Origin of the sequence: Actinocorallia sp. A-T 12471, assembly GCF_033875155.1 — a bacterium.
GTDB lineage: Bacteria > Actinomycetota > Actinomycetes > Streptosporangiales > Streptosporangiaceae > Actinocorallia.
Map to the genome: position 1 here is coordinate 94252 of NZ_JAWZTE010000005.1, position 15361 is coordinate 109612.

A 15361-nucleotide genomic window follows, 5' to 3' on the forward strand; every position below is an offset into this window, starting at 1 on the left:
GGGCTGCCTAGAATCGGGGAATGGCGCGGTGGCTCGACGACGGGGAACAGCAGACGTGGCGGGCCTACCTGTGGTCCACCCAACTCCTGCACGAGGCGCTCGACCGGCAGATGCAGCAGGAGTCCGGCATCCCGCAGAGCTACTACGTGATGCTCGCGATGCTGTCCGAGGCCCCCGGCCGATCCCGCACGATGACCGAGCTCGCGCGCGTCACCCGCGGCTCGCCGAGCAAGGTGTCCCACGCGGTGCGCAAGCTCGAGGAGAGCGGCTGGGTGCGCCGCCACAAGCACCCCGACGACGCCCGCACCACCATCGCCACCCTCACCGACGAGGGGTACGCGGTGGTCGTCAAGGCGGCCCCCGGACACGTCGAAGCCGTGCGTGAGAACCTGTTCGACCTCCTCACCCCCGAGCAGACCGAGCAGCTCGGCGCGATCTGCCGCGCGATGCTCGCCCGCCTCGACCCCGACGGCCCGTCCTTCCGCTGACGCCCGGGACCGCCCGGGACCAGGGGCCCTTTCCCCCGAGCCTCCCCGACCCCTAGGATCTCGCTCACCCAGCGAAGCGAGAGGAACACGATGGCTGTCTTGCACGCGGCCGCGGCAGCCGTTCTCCCCGTCCTGCTCGGCGGCGCGGCCGCCCCGGACATCAGCCCCGGCGACGGCGCGGTCGTCACCGACTCCACGGTGACGGTGTCGGCCAAGGCGGGCCTGACCGGCGGGACGCTCATCGTCGACGGACAGCAGCGCGCGTCCGGCAGGGGCGAGACCCTGACGTTCACGATCGACGGCCACGCCGTCGCCAACGGCACGCACACCGTGGAGATGACGGGACTGATCCGCGCCAACCGGGGCAAGGCGACGTTCCGTATGGCGGTGCCCGCCTACGCGCCCGCAGGGGTCGTCGCGGTGGCGGCGGGACGGAACCTGTCAGTCGTCTGGCAGCCCAATCCCGAGCCCGACGTCACCGGGTACTCCGTGGCGACGTCGGCGGGCGGAAGCGCCAAGGCGAGTGCGGACTGTCCCGACGGACGCTGCACTGCCGCGCTGAAGCTTCCCGCCTCGGCCTCGGGCGAGCTCACCGTGACCGTCGTCGCGCACCGCGCGGGCGCGGGCGACTCGGGCGCGGGGGCGGCAAAGCTCGTCCTGCCCGCGGCCCAGGCACCGGCTCCGGCGGGCGACGACGGCGCAGGCCAGGGACAGGGCGACGGGGCGGCGCCGGGCGGCGCTCCGGTGACCTCGACGCCGACCTCCTCGGCGACCCCGGGCGAGGACGGCCTGGCCGTCGCCTCGCAGCCCGCCGACGGCGACGAGCAGCCGCCCGCGCCGACCCCGGTGGAAGGCCAGGAGGCCGTTCCCTCGCCCGCCGCGGTCGCCGGGGTGTCCCCGACCGACCCGCTGCCGCGCATCATCCTGTGGACGAGCGTGGCGGGCGCGTTGGCGACGCTGCTGGCGTTCGGCGTGCGCGCGGTCGTGCTGCGGCGCAGGTCAGATCCCTTTGCCGCGCACGTCGAGCCCGTGACCCGGGTGGAGCCCGTGACGCACGTCGAGCCGCCCACGCCGGTGCCGGTCGGCGACGACACCGACTACCGCGAGCCGTGGACCTGAGGCATCACGACGAGCCGGGCACCCGCTGCGTCTCGTAGGCGGTCTCACCGTGCAGCGCGAAGTCGAGTCCGACGGCCTCGTCCTGGGACGACACGCGGTTGCGGCGCGCGGGCAGCTTGTCGAGGACGAGCGCGATGAAGTAGGTGACGAAGAAGCTGTAGGCGGTCACCGCGCCGACGACGGCGATCTGCAGGACGAGCTGGTGCGGGTCGCCGCCGTACAGCAGGCCGTCCACCGCGGGGTTGACGGCGCTCGTGGCGAACAGCCCGACGCAGACCGAGCCGATGACGCCGCCGACGAGGTGCAGTCCTGCGACGTCGAGCGAGTCGTCAAGCTTCAGCCTGCTCTTCAGCGGTACGGCGAGGCAGCAGCCGAACCCGGCGAGGAGGCCGATCGCGAGCGCGCCCTTGACGTCCACGAAGCCCGCGGCGGGGGTGATGGCGACGAGCCCCGCGACGGCCCCGGAGGCCGCGCCGAGCGCGGTCGGCTTGCCGTAGCGGATGCGCTCGACCATGACCCAGGTGAGCAGCGCGGCGGCGGTCGCGGTGTTGGTGTTGACGAACGCCCAGACCGCGACGGCGTCGGCCTTGAGCGCGGACCCCGCGTTGAAGCCGAACCACCCGAACCACAGCATCGCCACCCCGAGCATGATGAACGGGACATTGTGCGGTGCCATGTTGGCGCGCGGCCAGCCGGTGCGGCGGCCGATCACGATCGCGATGGCCAGGCCCGCCGCGCCCGCGTTGCAGTGCACGACGGTGCCGCCCGCGAAGTCCAGCGCGCCGAGCTTGTAGGCCCAGCCGTCCGGTGAGAACACCCAGTGCGCGACGGGTGCGTACACGACGATCGACCAGATGATGACGAACGGCACGAACGCCCCGAACCTCCAGCGTTCGACCGCGGAGCCCGTGATGAGCGCGGGCGTGATGATCGCGAACATCATCTGGAACATGGCGAAGGCGATCGGCGGGATCGACTGGGCGGAGTCGCCGGTGAACCCCGGGACCACCTCGTCCATGTTCGACAGGCCCGCGAAGTGCAGTCCGCCGATGACCTCGCTGCCCCCGCCGAACGCCAGCGAGTAGGACAGCGACACCCAGGTGACGCCGACGAGCGCCATGACGGTGAAGCTCTGGAGCATGGTGTTGAGCACGTTCTTCGCCCGGACCATGCCGCCGTACAGGAAGGCCACCCCCGGCGTCATGAACAGCACGAGCGCCGAACTGGCCAGAACCCATGCGGTGGCGCCGGAATCGACGGTGGAGAAGTCGAAAGGCATCCGCTACCTCCGATCCGGAAAGCCCGGCGCCATGGTTCCACCGTGGTCGCCGCACCTGCCGTGAATCGTGTGACGTGCCGGTAAATAGTGGGTTTCGTTGGCAACCCTGGAGGGTTGTGGAATCCAACTCGGCGGGCGCATAATGAGTTGGGTTTTCCAACTCATGCGGGGTTCCGCCCCACATGACCCGAGATGAGGAGCAGGCCATGCGGGACGCGGTCATCGTCGAAGCCGTACGGACGCCGGTCGGCAAGGGCAAGCCGGGCGGAGCGCTCGCGGACGTCCACCCGGTCGCGCTGCTCGCGCACACGCTGCGCGAACTCGTCGCGCGCAGCGGCATCGACCCAGAACTCGTGGACGACGTCATCGGCGGCACGGTCAGCCAGGTGGGGGAGCAGGCCGCGAACCTCACCCGGTACGCGTGGCTTTCCGCGGGACTGCCGGAATCGGTGGCCGCCACGACGGTCGACCGGCAGTGCGGGTCCTCGCAGCAGGCCGTGCACTTCGCCGCCCAGGGCGTCATCTCCGGCGCGTACGACATCGTGGTCGCGTGCGGCGTTGAGTCGATGAGCCGGGTGCCGATGGGCTCCAACGTGCTGCCCGGCAGCGTGCCGTTCGGCCCCGGCATCCCCGAGCGCTACCCCGACGGCCTCGTGCCGCAGGGCGTCGCGGCCGAGCTCATCGCCGCCAAGTGGGGCCTCACCCGGGAGGCGATGGACGCGTACTCGGCGGCCTCGCACGCCAAGGCGGCCCACGCGGCCGCCGAGGGCTGGTTCGAGGCGGAGATCGCGCCGGTGCGCACCCCGTCCGGGCTGGTGACCGCCGACGAGTCGATCAGGCCGTCGACCACGCCCGAGGTGCTCGCCAAGCTCAGGCCCGCCTTCGAGCGGCCGGAGTACACCGAGCGGTTCCCGCAGATCACCTGGTCGGTGACCGCGGGCAGCTCGAGCCCGATCAACGACGGCGCGGCCGCGCTGCTGATCATGAGCGGAGAGACCGCGGCCCGGCTCGGCCTTCGTCCGCTGGCGAGGCTGAGCGGCGTCGCCGTCGCGGGCGCTGACCCGCTGATGATGCTCACCGCGATCATGCCCGCGACCGAGAAGCTGCTCCGCCGCACCGGTGTCTCCCTTGACGAGGTCGGCCTCTACGAGGTCAACGAGGCGTTCGCCAGCGTGCCGATGGCCTGGCTCCAGGAGACCGGAGCCGACCCCGCGCGGCTCAACGCGCACGGCGGCGCGATCGCGATCGGCCACCCGCTCGGCGCGAGCGGCGCGCGGATCATGACGACGCTGGTCCACGCCATGCACAGGCACGGAGCCCGTTACGCGCTCCAGACGATGTGCGAGGCGGGCGGCCTGGCCAACGCGACGCTGCTCGAACGGCTCTAGGTTTCTCCATCAAACGATTGACCGGGCGGGGATTCTCTCCTACCTTCTCGGTATGAAATCCGAGCCCGCCACCGCCCGCATCCTCGACGCGGCGACCCGGCTGTTCGCCGAACGCGGGTTCGACGGAGCCTCCACAAGGCTCATCGCCGAGGCGGCGGGCCTCAACATCGCGACCGTCAACTACCACGTCGGCGGCAAACGCGACCTGTACTTCGCCGTCATGACCGGGGCCGCCGAAGCCGAGCGGGCGGCCCTGGAGGCGGCCCTCGACTCCTGCGCGGAACCCGGCCGCCTCACCGGGCCCGCCGACGTCCACCTCGTGGTGGACCGCTACCTCGACTTCTGCGTCGCCCGCCCCGAGATCCCCGCGCTGTGGATGCACCGGTGGCTGTCCGACGCCGACGACGTCGCAGTCTTCGAGGCCGCGCACGTCAACCCCCTCGTCAGCCGTCTGATCGAGCTGACCCGTCCCGTCGCCGCCCCCGGGGCCGACGTGGAGTACGCCCTGTGGTCGGTCATCTGGACCGTGCACGGCTTCGCGCGGGGCGGCGTGCCCGACGCGTCGGGCCGACGCCGCCGCACCGACGACCCCGAGGCCCTGCAGCGCTTCCGCGCCGCGCTGCACCGCCTCGTCTCCGGCCTGCTCGCGCTGGAGCACACCCCATGACGTCGCGCGCCGCCTCCCCGACCCCCCTCGTGATCTGGACGTGATGCCATGACCGCAGACAAGTCCGCCGCCCCCGTCGGGTCGGTCCCCGCGCCGCGCGCTTCAGGAGAGCCCGTAGCGCGCGGGCGGCTGTTCGGCTATGCCCTCGGTTCGGTCGGCACAGGCATCTTCGGCGCTGTGCCGGGCCTGCTCCTGCTCTACTACCTCACCGACTCCCTCGGCGTACCCGCCGCCGTAGCGGGCGTCGTGCTTGTGCTGCCCAAGGCATGGGACGTCCTGCTCAACCCGTGGGTGGGCGCGCTCAGCGACCGTGAGGCCGTGCGCACCGGAAGCCGTCAGAGGCTGCTGCTGCTCGGCGCGCTGACCCTTCCCGTGCTGTTCGCGCTGATGTTCGCCTCGCCGTTCACCGGGGGAGCGGGCGCGGCCTGGGCGATGGCCGCGTTCCTGCTCGCCGCGAGCGCGTTCGCCGCCTTCCAGGTGCCGTACGTGGCGCTGCCCGCCGAGATCTCCGACGTGCCCGCGCAGCGCTCGCGCGCGATGGCGTGGCGGATCGTCGCGCTCACCTTCGGCATCCTGCTCGCGGGCGGCCTTGCGCCCGTGCTCGTCGGGGCAGGAGGCGACGGCAGGGGCGGCTACCTGCTGATGGGCGTCGTCGTCGGCGCGCTGCTCGCCGCGGCGCTCATCGGCTCGTCGCTTTCGACGCGGTGGATTCGCTCCGCTCCGGGGCCGCAGCAGCTCGGCTTCCGCGCCGCGCTGCGGCTCGCGCGCGGCAACCGGCCCTTCTTCGCGCTGCTCGGCGCGTTCACCGTGCAGTCCCTCGCGGTCGCCGTCATGCTCGCGGGCGCGCCCTACGTGGCCCAGTACCGCCTCGGCGACGACGGCCTGACCACCGTCCTGTTCGTGTGCATGGTCGGCCTCAGCGCGGTCGCGGTGCCGGTGTGGAGCCTGCTCGGCCGCAGATTCGGCCCGGTGCCCTGCTACCTCGCGGCGGTCGCCCTGTTCACCGCCGCCGCGCTCGGCCTGTACCCGGCGCTCAGCGCGGGGGCGAAGCTCCCGGCGTTCGCGCTCACCGCGCTGGTCGGCGCGGGCTACGCGGCCCTCCAGCTGTTCCCGCTGTCGCTGCTGCCCGAGACCGTCCACGCCGACGCGGGACGCACCGGGCAGGCCCAGTCCGGCGCGTTCACCGGCGTGTGGACGGCCGCCGAGACCGGCGCGATGGCCCTGGGCAGCGGCGTCTACGCGCTCGTCCTCGCCGTCACGGGCTTCGTGTCAAGCTCGGACGACGAGACCGTCGCGCAGACCGGCACCGCCCTTGGCGGGCTCACCGCGGGCTTCACCCTCGTGCCCGCCCTGCTGCTCGCCCTGAGCGCCCCCCTCCTCGTGCTGTACGCGCGACGTGCGGCGGCGCACAAGAACGTCAAGGACGCGGCGGCCTAAGGCCACCGCCCGGTACGACTCCCCGAAAGGTGTTCCCCTTGCTGGCTGAAGACGGACGCGGCAGCGCCGACCTCCTGGCGGAACTGGCACGGCTGAAAGAAGCCGACCTCCCCGTGCGCGGAGGGAAGGTCACCGCTTACGTGTACGACACCGGACGCCCGGAGGTACACGAGGTCGCCGCCCGCGCGTACATGGAGATGCTCGAGGTCAACGGGCTCGACCCCACGGCCTTCCCCAGCATCGTCGCCCTGGAGAAGGACGTCGTCGGCACCGTGGCGGCCAAGCTCGGCGGCGGCGCGGCCACCCCGGGGATCTTCACCAGCGGGGGCACCGAGTCGATCATCCTCGCGGTCAAGGCGGCGCGTGACGCGCGGCGGGTGGACCGGCCCCAGATCGTCGTGCCGGTCACCGCCCATCCCGCGTTCCACAAGGCCGCGCACTACCTCGGCGTCGAACTCGTCACCGTGCCGGTGGACACCGGGACGTTCCGGGCGGTCCCGGCCGCGATGGAGGCGGCGCTCACCGAGCGGACCGTGCTCGTCGTGGTGTCCGCGCCGTCCTATCCGCAGGGCGTCGTGGACCCGGTGCCCGAGATCGCGGCGCTCGCGGCCGCGCGCGGCATCCCCTGCCATGTCGACGCGTGCGTCGGGGGGTGGCTGCTGCCCTGGCTGCGCGACAACGGCCATCCCGTCCCGCCCTTCGACCTGTCCGTCCCCGGCGTCACCTCGCTCTCGTGCGACTTGCACAAGTACGGGTACGCGCCGAAGGGCGCGTCGGTGGTCCTGTTCGCCGACGAGGCGCTGCGCCGCCACGCGTACTTCGCCTCGGCCGCCTGGCCCGGCTACACGATCATCAACTCGACGGTGCAGTCCAGCAAGGGCGCGGGCCCGCTCGGCGGCGCGTGGGCGACCCTGCACGCCGTCGGCGCGGCCGGATACCGCGACCTCGCCTCCCACGCCGTCGCCGCCGCGCGCCGCCTCATCGACGGCGTCGCTGACATCCCGGGCCTGCGCGTCCTCGGCTCGCCGGACGCCTCACTCGTCGCGCTCGCCTCGGACGACCCGCGCCTCGACGTGTTCGTGCTGTCGGACAAGGCACGCGGCCACGGATGGTTCATCCAGCCACAGCTGAGCTTCCCCGGCATCCCCGCGAACGTGCACCTCACCCTCACCGGCGTCAGCCTCCAGGGCGTGGACGCGCTCCTCGACGTCCTCGCCAAGGCCGCCGCCGAGGCGATCGAGGCGGGACCCGTCGAGATACCCGACGGACTCGTCGACCTGCTGGGCGGACTCGACCTCGACGCGGTAGACGACGCGGGCTTCACCGAGTTGCTCGCGGCCGTAGGGGCCGACCTCGATGGCGACGGTCCCATGGAGATGGGCATGGTCAACGCGGTCCTCGACGCCCTTCCCGCCGAGACGCGTGAGGCCCTGCTCGTCCGGTTCCTGTCGGCCCTGTACCGTACGCGCGCATGAGCACCCACGAGCGGGAGATCACCGCGCCCGTCGCGCTGGCCCGTCCCGACGGACGCCTCGACCCGGCGGCCGTCGGCTGGTCCCGCCGCCCCTTGCACGACACCGCCCTACCCGGGCGTTGGGGGCGGCGTAAGAAGTGGGAGTACTGGTGCTTCACCACGCCCACCCACCTTGTGGCGTTCACCGTCAGCCACCTGGATTACCTCGCCCTCACCGGCGTGTACTTCCTGGAGTACGGCGGCACGGAGCTTGAGGTGAACACGATGACGCCCCTCGGCGCGGGCGTACGCCTGCCCGACAGCCTCGACGGCTCCGACATCACCGTCTCCGCCGGCAAGGCGGGTGTCTCCATCCTGCGCGAAGAGGGCGGCACCCGTGTGCGCGCTACCTGCAAGACCCCTGAAGGTCTTCTTACGGCAGACCTCTTCGCCGCGCTCCCCGACGGCCACGAGAGCCTGAACGTCGTCATCCCCTGGGACGAGCGGCGCTACCAGTTCACCTCGAAGCAGGTCGCCCGTCCCGCCGAGGGCACCGTGACGCTCGGAGACCGCGCGTTCGCCTTCGACGGCGCATGGGCGGTCCTGGACCACGGACGCGGCCGCTGGCCCCACGACACCCTGTGGAACTGGGGAGCCGCCTCAGGCGTCAGCGCCGGGCACACCGTCGGCCTCCAGTTCGGCGGCAAGTGGACCGACGGCACGGGCCTCACCGAGAACGCCCTGCTCGTGGACGGCCGCCTCACCAAGATCGGCGCGGACCTCGCGTGGGAGTACGACCCCGCCGACTTCCGCGCCCCCTGGCGGATCTCCGCCCCGGAGGCCGTCGACCTCGTCTTCACCCCGTTCCACGAACGCCGCGTGAAGACCGACGCCCTGCTCCTCGCCAACCACACCCACCAGCTCTTCGGCCACTACGCGGGCACGATCCACCCCGCCGACGGCCCCGCCCTCGAGGTGGATGGCCTCCTCGGCTGGGCCGAACAGGTCAGAATGCGCTGGTGACGCCTACGACGGCCTGCGCGCGAACAGCTCAAGATGCGTGCAGGCCGTGCACCGCCACGCCTCGATCTCCCACCGGGTCCGCCCGAACCGCCGCGCGCCCCCGAACACTCCGCGCTCCAACGCCCCCTGGACCCACTGCGCGAACCCCTTGGAATGATCACCCCCGTCCTCCACGAACCCCGGCTCGAACTCCTCACCACCACACTGCCCACACCTCATCGCGGCAGGCTACCCCGCCCCGCCGGAGATATCACCCCATCGCATGACCCTCCCCGGGGTGATCGCGCGGGGTTCGGCGGGGTTAACTGGGCTCATGGACTACGTACAACTCGGACGTACGGGGCTCAAGGTGAGCCGGATCGTGCTCGGGACCATGAACTTCGGTCCGGAGACGAACGAAGCGGACAGCCACAAGATCATGGACGCGGCGCTCGACGCCGGCGTCAACTTCTTCGATACGGCGAATGTGTATGGCTGGGCGGAGAACCGGGGGAGGACCGAGGAGATCATCGGCACGTGGTTCGCCAACGGCGGCGGGCGGCGTGACAAGACGGTGCTCGCGACGAAGGTGTACGGCAACATGGGCGTGCACGGGGAGCCCTGGCCGAATGACGACAAACTGTCGGCGCTCAATATCCGGCGCGCGTGCGACGCCTCGCTGAAGCGTTTGCAGACCGATCACATCGACCTTTACCAGTTCCACCACGTGGACCGGGCGACGCCCTGGGACGAGATCTGGCAGGCCCTCGACGTGCTGGTCCAGCAGGGCAAGGTCCTCTACGTCGGGTCCTCGAACTTCCCGGGATGGTCGATCGCCCAGGCGAATGAAAGCGCCGCCCGTCGCGGTTCTCTCGGCCTCGTCAGCGAGCAATGTCATTTCAATTTGATCGAGAGGCGTGCGGAAATGGAGGTCATTCCCGCGGCGGAAGCCTATGGCCTCGGCGTCATTCCGTGGTCGCCGCTCGCGGGCGGACTGCTCGGCGGCGTGCTGCGCAAGCAGCGGGAGGGCGGCGGCAGCAGGTCCCAGACGGGCCGCAGCGCCGCATATCTCGAGGACGACGCGAACCGCGCGAAGATCGAGAAGTACGAGGCGCTGTGCGCCGACCGCGGCCTTGAGCCCGGCGAGGTCGCGCTGGCGTGGCTGCTGACCCGTCCCGGCGTCACCGGCCCGATCGTCGGCCCCCGCACCCTCGAGCAGCTCGACTCGGGCGTCAGGGCCGAGGCGCTGGCCCTCGACGCCGACCTCCTCACCGAGCTCGACACCCTGTTCCCCGGCCCGGGCCCAAGCCCGGAGGCGTTCGCCTGGTAGCGCGAAGGGGCCCGCGGCGTGTGCCGCAGGCCCCTTTTCGTGTCCGGGATCAGGTCAGGGCTTCGGCGAACTGGGCGGCGTACAGGCGCTGGTAGGCGCCGTTGGCGGCGATGAGTTCGTCGTGGGTGCCCTGCTCCACGATGGAGCCGTCCTCCATGACGAGGATGAGGTCGGCGTCGCGGATGGTGGACAGGCGGTGCGCGATGACGAAGCTCGTCCTGCCCTGGCGGAGGTTGCGCATCGCGCGCTGGATCAGGACCTCCGTGCGGGTGTCGACCGAGCTCGTGGCCTCGTCGAGGATGAGGATCGCGGGCTCGGCGAGGAACGCGCGGGCGATGGTGAGCAGCTGCTTCTCACCCGCGCTGACGGTGCCGCCCTCGTCGTCGAGGACCGTGTCGTAGCCGTCGGGCAGCGTGCGCACGAAGTGGTCGACCTGGGTGGCCTTGGCCGCCTCGACTATCCGCTCGCGCGACGCGGTGACGTCGCCGTAGCCGATGTTCTCGGCGATGGTCCCGCCGAACAGCCACGCGTCCTGGAGCACCATGCCGGTGCGGGCGCGCAGGTCGGCCCGGTCGAGCTCGGCGATGTCGACGCCGTCGAGCGTGATGCGGCCGTCGGTCACCTCGTAGAACCGCATGAGCAGGTTGACCAGCGTGGTCTTGCCCGCGCCGGTCGGCCCGACGATCGCGACGGTCTGGCCCGGCTCGACGGTGAGCGACAGGTGCTCGATGAGCGGCTTGTCGGGCGCGTAGGAGAACGAGACGTCCTCGAACGCGACGCGGCCGCGCGGGTCGGCGATGACGGGCGACGCCTTCGGCTCGGCGCTCTGCTCCTCGGCGTCCAGCAGTTCGTACACCCGCTCGGCCGACGCGATCCCGGACTGGAGCAGGTTCGCCATGCTCGCCACCTGGGTGAGCGGCTGGGTGAACTGCCGCGAGTACTGGATGAACGCCTGCACCTCGCCCAGCGACAGCGACCCCGACGCGACCCGCAGGCCGCCGATGACGGCGACGAGCACGTAGTTGAGGTTGCCGATGAGCATTGTCGCGGGCTGGATGAGCCCGGAGATGAACTGTGCCCGGAACGACGCCTTGTACAGGCTCTCGTTGTGCTCGGTGAAGGTCTCGGCGGCCTCCTCCTTGCGGCCGAACGCCGCGACGAGGGTGTGGCCGCCGTACATCTCCTCGATGTGCGCGTTGAGCTTGCCGGTGCTGGCCCACTGCTGGATGAACTGCGGCTTGGACCGCGCGCCGATCTTGGCGGTGACGAACACCGTCAGCGGCACGGTGACCAGCGCGATGAGCGCGAGCAGCGGCGAGATCCACAGCATCATCGCCAGCACGCCGACGATCGTGAGGATCGAGTTCAGCGCCATGCTGAGGGTCTGCTGGAGCGTCTGGGAGAGGTTGTCGATGTCGTTGGTGACGCGGCTCAGCACCTCGCCGCGCTGCTGCCGGTCGAAGTAGCTGAGCGGCAGCCGCGACAGCTTGGCCTGGACGCGGGCGCGCAGCCGGTGCATCGAGCGCTGCACGACGGCGGCGGTGACGCGGCCCTGGAAGACGCCGAGGACCGCCGCGACGAGGTAGATCGCCAGGACGCCGAGCAGCACCTTGCCGACCGCGCCGAAGTCGATGCCGGTGCCGGGGAGGACGTCCATCGAGGCGACCATGTCGGCGAGGGTGTCCTGGCCCGAGGCGCGCAGCCCCTCGATGGCCTCCTCCTTGGACGCCCCGGCCGGGAGGTTCGCCGAGACGGCCCCGTCGAAGATCAGGTCGGTGGCCTCGCCGAGGACGCGCGGGCCGAGGACGGTCAGCACCACGCTGACCGCTCCGAGCACCGCGCCGACGATGATCAGCACGCGTTCCGGCCGCATGTCGGCGAGCAGCCGCTTGGCCGAGCCGACGAAGTTCGAGGACTTCTCCAGCGACGGTCCTGCCATCCAGGCCCCGGGTCCGACCCGGGGCCCGCCGCCTTGCGCGGGCTTGGCGGGGGTCTTCTCGTCGGTCATGCCGCCTCCTGCTCGGTGAGCTGGGAGAGCACGATCTCCCGGTATGTCTCGTTCCCGGCCATTAGTTCGGTGTGGGAGCCGACGCCGACGACACGGCCGTGGTCGAGGACCACGATCCGGTCGGCGTGCCGGATGGTGCTGACGCGCTGGGCGACGATGATCACCGTCGCGTCGGTCGTCTCGGCGGCGAGCGCGGCGCGCAGCCTGGCGTCGGTCGCGTAGTCGAGCGCGGAGAAGGAGTCGTCGAACAGGAACACCTCGGGCTTGTGCACGAGCGCGCGGGCGATCGCCAGCCGCTGGCGCTGCCCGCCCGACACCGTGGTGCCGCCCTGGGAGACCGGGGTCTCCAGCCCTTCGGGCATCCGCTCCACGAAGTCCTTGGCCTGCGCGATCTCCAGCGCGTGCCACAGGTCCTCGTCGGTCGCGTCGGGGTTGCCGTAGCGCAGGTTCGACGCGATCGTCCCGGAGAACAGGTACGGGCGTTGCGGGACGATCCCCACGATCTGCGACAGCCGGACGGGGTCGAGCTCCCGCACGTCGACGCCGTCGAGCTCGACGGTGCCGCCGGTCGCGTCGAACAGGCGCGGGATCAGGTTGAGCAGGGTGCTCTTGCCGCTGCCGGTCGAGCCGATGATCGCCACGGTCTCGCCGGGCCGCGCGCTGAGGTCGACCCCGCGCAGGACGGGTTCCTCCGCGCCCGGGTAGCCGAAGTCCACGTCGCGCAGTTCGACCGTGCCGCGCAGCGCCGTCTCGGTGACGGGCGAGGCGGGCGGGACGACGCTGGAGGGCGTGCTGAGGACGTCCTGGATGCGTCCCGCGCACACCGACGCGCGCGGGGCCATCATGAACATGAACATCGCCATCATGACCGACATCAGCGTCTGCATCAGGTACGACAGGAACGCCGTCAGCGCGCCGACCTCCATGCCGCCGTCGGCGATCCGGTGCCCGCCGAACCACAGGACGGCGACGCTCGCGATGTTCACCACGGCCATGATCAGCGGGAAGAGGGTGCCCATGAAGTACCCGGCCCGCTGGGAGACGTCGAGGAGCACGTCGTTGGAGCCGGCGAACCTGTCGGTCTCCTGCTTCTCGCGCACGAACGCGCGCACGACCCGGACGCCGGTGATCTGCTCGCGCAGGATCTGGTTGAGGTCGTCGAGGCGGCCCTGGATGCTCCAGAACAGCGGGTGCATCTTGGTCAGCGCCCACGCCAGCACCCCGCCGAGCAGCGGCAGGATGAGCAGCAGGAGCAGCGACAGCGGGACGTCCTGGCGCAGCGCCATGAGGATGCTGCCGACCGCCATGATCGGCGCGGCGACCGCCATGGTGAGCGCCATCAGGACCAGCATCTGGACCTGCTGGACGTCGTTGGTCGTGCGGGTGATCAGCGACGGGGTGCCGAACTGGCCGACCTCGCGGGCGGAGAAGTCCTGCACCCTGCGGAACAGGCTGCCGCGCAGGTCGCGGCCGAGCGTCGCGGCGGTCCGCGAGGCGAAGTAGACAGCGCCGACCGAGCAGGCGAGCTGCGCGACCGAGACCGCGAGCATGATGCCCCCGGCCCGCATGATGTAGCCGGTGTCGCCGACGACGACGCCCCGGTCGATGATGTCGGCGTTGAGCGTCGGCAGGTACAGCATGCCGAGGGTGGCGAGGAACTGGAGCGCCACGAGGACGACGAGGTCGCGCCGGTAGGGCCGCAGCGTCGCGGTGACGAGTCGGATCAGCAAGGTCTCTCGCTCGGGGGTAGCAGGGAAGGGACTGACGCGGTGTGACCGCTTAACGTGGCGTGACCGCCGTCGCGACGGGCGCGACGATCGCCAGGGCCTCGCCGAGGACGTCGGCGAAGGGTCTGTCGTCGTCGGCGCGCATCCAGTGGGCGTTCGCGGCGCGGACGGCGACCATGAGCGCGTCGGTGAACAGCCCGGGGAAGATGTCGGTCTCCGGGTCGAGCCCGCAGCGTTCGGCGATCGCCTCGACCAGCGGGCCGGTTCTCGGCCCGCAGTGCCGCTGGAACTCGGCCTGGAGCGCCGGATGGGAGAAGATCATCAGCATCGCCTTGCGGTCCGGCTCTTCCTGCCCACGGAAGTAGTCGAGGAAGGCGTTGACGCAGGCCGCGGCGAGCGGTTCGTCGGCGGGCCGGTCCCGCAGCGCCTCGGCGAGCCAGATCGCGCGGTCCGCCGCGACGGAGCAGATCGCGGCCTCGCGGCTGCCGAAGTAGTTGTTGTAGGTGCGGGTGGAGACCCCGGCCGCCATGGCGATGTCCTCGACCCTGACGTTCTGGGGGCCGTGTTCCAGTGCGAGGCGTAGCGCCGCCTCGCCTAGCGCGCGGCGCGTGGCCTGCTTCTTGCGCGCGCGGAGTCCCTCGTTCACGCCGGACAACGTACCCATGTTGTTGCGCGGTGCGCAATCATTTATAGGGTGAAAATCTTCGCGATACGCAAAATTTCGTGTCGCGCAAGGAAGCGGTCAGTGCAGGGGCACCTCAAAACCACGGCGCAGCGCGGCGTTGCGGTCCTCGCGCGGGCTCTCCGCGACGGATGCGGCGGCCGCGCGCCTCCCCGGCCTGCGGACGACGAGGTAGGGGGCGGGTGCGGCGAAGGGTACCCGCCGCCAGGGACTGTCGGCGTTCGCCGGATCGAGCAGCCGCGCCGCCGCCCCCTCGAACTCCTCCTGCCGCGCCGCCTGCTCGGGGTCGTGCACCCCGTCGCCCACCCAGATCCTGCGGGCCGCCAGGAAGTCCTCGGCGTACTCGTCCCAGGAGGAGTAGCGGCACAGGACAGGGACCGTCAGGCGCTCGCACAGGTCCCAGGCCGCCTCCTCCTCGGGCAGCAGCCCCGCCGCGTGCGCGGCCCGGACCAGGAACACGAGCCGGGCCGCGTCCCAGGCGAACGGGGCGCGGCCCAGATGCCGCTCGTACTCGCGCGCGTGCCCCGACGTGGTCAGCCATCGGGCCATGTCGAGCAGCGCCGCCGTCGAGGTGATCCCCCAGTTGTCGTTCAGCGCGCGACGGTAGGCGTCGGGGGAGCCGTCGTCCATGCGCAGCGCGTCATGGCCGCCGCCGCCCCACTCGACCTGGATCGCCGAAAGCGCGAGCCACCACAGCCGCAGGTCGTCCAACTGCCCCACCCGCTCTCCGGGAGATCGCCCCTTTGGAAATCGCCCTTTGGGAGATCATTGTGACGCAGCG

General features: G+C 71.4%; 14 protein-coding genes. 8 read left to right on the forward strand and 6 right to left on the reverse strand.

Going from position 1 to position 15361, the window contains the following annotated elements; genetic code table 11:
• Positions 1–20 precede the first annotated feature (20 nt).
• Both R9X44_RS15905 and R9X44_RS15910 read left to right on the forward strand, forming a co-directional pair.
• A complete protein-coding gene (locus R9X44_RS15905; protein ID WP_319814933.1) occupies positions 21–488 on the forward strand; it encodes a MarR family winged helix-turn-helix transcriptional regulator in 468 nt (155 codons plus the stop codon).
• A 90-nt stretch (positions 489–578) separates the two neighbouring features.
• Positions 579–1607, forward strand: coding sequence for a hypothetical protein (locus R9X44_RS15910; RefSeq protein ID WP_319814934.1), 1029 nt, complete (start codon positions 579–581; stop codon positions 1605–1607).
• Positions 1608–1611: 4 nt separating this feature from the next.
• Here R9X44_RS15910 and R9X44_RS15915 read toward each other — a convergent pair whose 3' ends face one another.
• A complete protein-coding gene (locus tag R9X44_RS15915) occupies positions 1612–2886 on the reverse strand; it encodes an ammonium transporter (protein WP_319814935.1) in 1275 nt (424 codons plus the stop codon).
• A gap of 206 nt (positions 2887–3092) precedes the next feature.
• Between R9X44_RS15915 and R9X44_RS15920 the strand changes: the two genes are divergently transcribed.
• Genes R9X44_RS15920 through R9X44_RS15940 form a run of 5 tightly spaced genes read left to right on the forward strand, consistent with a single transcriptional unit; the run spans position 3093 to position 8854 of the window.
• Positions 3093–4274, forward strand: a complete 1182-nt coding sequence (locus R9X44_RS15920; RefSeq protein WP_319814936.1) for a thiolase family protein — start codon at positions 3093–3095, stop codon at positions 4272–4274.
• Positions 4275–4326: 52 nt separating this feature from the next.
• A complete protein-coding gene (locus R9X44_RS15925; RefSeq protein ID WP_319814937.1) occupies positions 4327–4941 on the forward strand; it encodes a helix-turn-helix domain-containing protein in 615 nt (204 codons plus the stop codon).
• A 48-nt stretch (positions 4942–4989) separates the two neighbouring features.
• Positions 4990–6378 carry an MFS transporter gene (locus tag R9X44_RS15930; RefSeq protein ID WP_319814938.1) on the forward strand — a complete coding sequence of 463 codons (1389 nt, stop codon included), beginning with the start codon at positions 4990–4992 and terminating at the stop codon, positions 6376–6378.
• Between the two features lie 38 nt (positions 6379–6416).
• Positions 6417–7853, forward strand: a complete 1437-nt coding sequence (locus R9X44_RS15935; protein ID WP_319814939.1) for an aspartate aminotransferase family protein — start codon at positions 6417–6419, stop codon at positions 7851–7853.
• Positions 7850–8854: a DUF2804 domain-containing protein gene (locus R9X44_RS15940; protein ID WP_319814940.1), complete on the forward strand. Its 1005-nt coding sequence runs from the start codon at positions 7850–7852 to the stop codon at positions 8852–8854. The genes R9X44_RS15935 and R9X44_RS15940 overlap by 4 nt, the downstream gene beginning before the upstream one ends.
• Positions 8855–8857: 3 nt before the next feature.
• On the opposite strand, the gene R9X44_RS15945 is transcribed toward R9X44_RS15940, so the two are convergent.
• Positions 8858–9073: a hypothetical protein gene (locus tag R9X44_RS15945; protein ID WP_319814941.1), complete on the reverse strand. Its 216-nt coding sequence runs from the start codon at positions 9071–9073 to the stop codon at positions 8858–8860.
• Between the two features lie 94 nt (positions 9074–9167).
• On the opposite strand from R9X44_RS15945, the gene R9X44_RS15950 reads away from it, so the two are divergent.
• Positions 9168–10163: an aldo/keto reductase gene (locus R9X44_RS15950; RefSeq protein ID WP_319814942.1), complete on the forward strand. Its 996-nt coding sequence runs from the start codon at positions 9168–9170 to the stop codon at positions 10161–10163.
• Between the two features lie 49 nt (positions 10164–10212).
• Here R9X44_RS15950 and R9X44_RS15955 read toward each other — a convergent pair whose 3' ends face one another.
• The 4 genes from R9X44_RS15955 to R9X44_RS15970 form a co-directional block, all read right to left on the reverse strand.
• A complete protein-coding gene (locus R9X44_RS15955) occupies positions 10213–12171 on the reverse strand; it encodes an ABC transporter ATP-binding protein (protein WP_319814943.1) in 1959 nt (652 codons plus the stop codon).
• Positions 12168–13901 (reverse strand): ABC transporter ATP-binding protein, encoded by a 1734-nt coding sequence (locus tag R9X44_RS15960; RefSeq protein WP_319814944.1) that lies wholly within the window; start codon positions 13899–13901, stop codon positions 12168–12170. The genes R9X44_RS15955 and R9X44_RS15960 overlap by 4 nt, the downstream gene beginning before the upstream one ends.
• A gap of 49 nt (positions 13902–13950) precedes the next feature.
• Positions 13951–14544 carry a TetR/AcrR family transcriptional regulator gene (locus tag R9X44_RS15965; protein ID WP_319814945.1) on the reverse strand — a complete coding sequence of 198 codons (594 nt, stop codon included), beginning with the start codon at positions 14542–14544 and terminating at the stop codon, positions 13951–13953.
• A gap of 96 nt (positions 14545–14640) precedes the next feature.
• Positions 14641–15300 carry a DUF1266 domain-containing protein gene (locus R9X44_RS15970; RefSeq protein ID WP_319814946.1) on the reverse strand — a complete coding sequence of 220 codons (660 nt, stop codon included), beginning with the start codon at positions 15298–15300 and terminating at the stop codon, positions 14641–14643.
• Positions 15301–15361 lie beyond the last annotated feature (61 nt).

What these genes read in the sequence shown, in the direction of transcription:
- R9X44_RS15910 (WP_319814934.1), top strand. Translation starts at nt 579, where the DNA reads ATGGCTGTCTTGCACGCGGCCGCGGCAGCCGTTCTCCCCGTCCTGCTC.
- R9X44_RS15925 (WP_319814937.1), top strand. Translation starts at nt 4,327, where the DNA reads ATGAAATCCGAGCCCGCCACCGCCCGCATCCTCGACGCGGCGACCCGG.
- R9X44_RS15950 (WP_319814942.1), top strand. Translation starts at nt 9,168, where the DNA reads ATGGACTACGTACAACTCGGACGTACGGGGCTCAAGGTGAGCCGGATC.
- R9X44_RS15955 (WP_319814943.1), bottom strand. Translation starts at nt 12,171, where the DNA reads ATGACCGACGAGAAGACCCCCGCCAAGCCCGCGCAAGGCGGCGGGCCC.
- R9X44_RS15940 (WP_319814940.1), top strand. Translation starts at nt 7,850, where the DNA reads ATGAGCACCCACGAGCGGGAGATCACCGCGCCCGTCGCGCTGGCCCGT.
- R9X44_RS15945 (WP_319814941.1), bottom strand. Translation starts at nt 9,073, where the DNA reads ATGAGGTGTGGGCAGTGTGGTGGTGAGGAGTTCGAGCCGGGGTTCGTG.
- R9X44_RS15930 (WP_319814938.1), top strand. Translation starts at nt 4,990, where the DNA reads ATGACCGCAGACAAGTCCGCCGCCCCCGTCGGGTCGGTCCCCGCGCCG.
- R9X44_RS15905 (WP_319814933.1), top strand. Translation starts at nt 21, where the DNA reads ATGGCGCGGTGGCTCGACGACGGGGAACAGCAGACGTGGCGGGCCTAC.
- R9X44_RS15915 (WP_319814935.1), bottom strand. Translation starts at nt 2,886, where the DNA reads ATGCCTTTCGACTTCTCCACCGTCGATTCCGGCGCCACCGCATGGGTT.
- R9X44_RS15920 (WP_319814936.1), top strand. Translation starts at nt 3,093, where the DNA reads ATGCGGGACGCGGTCATCGTCGAAGCCGTACGGACGCCGGTCGGCAAG.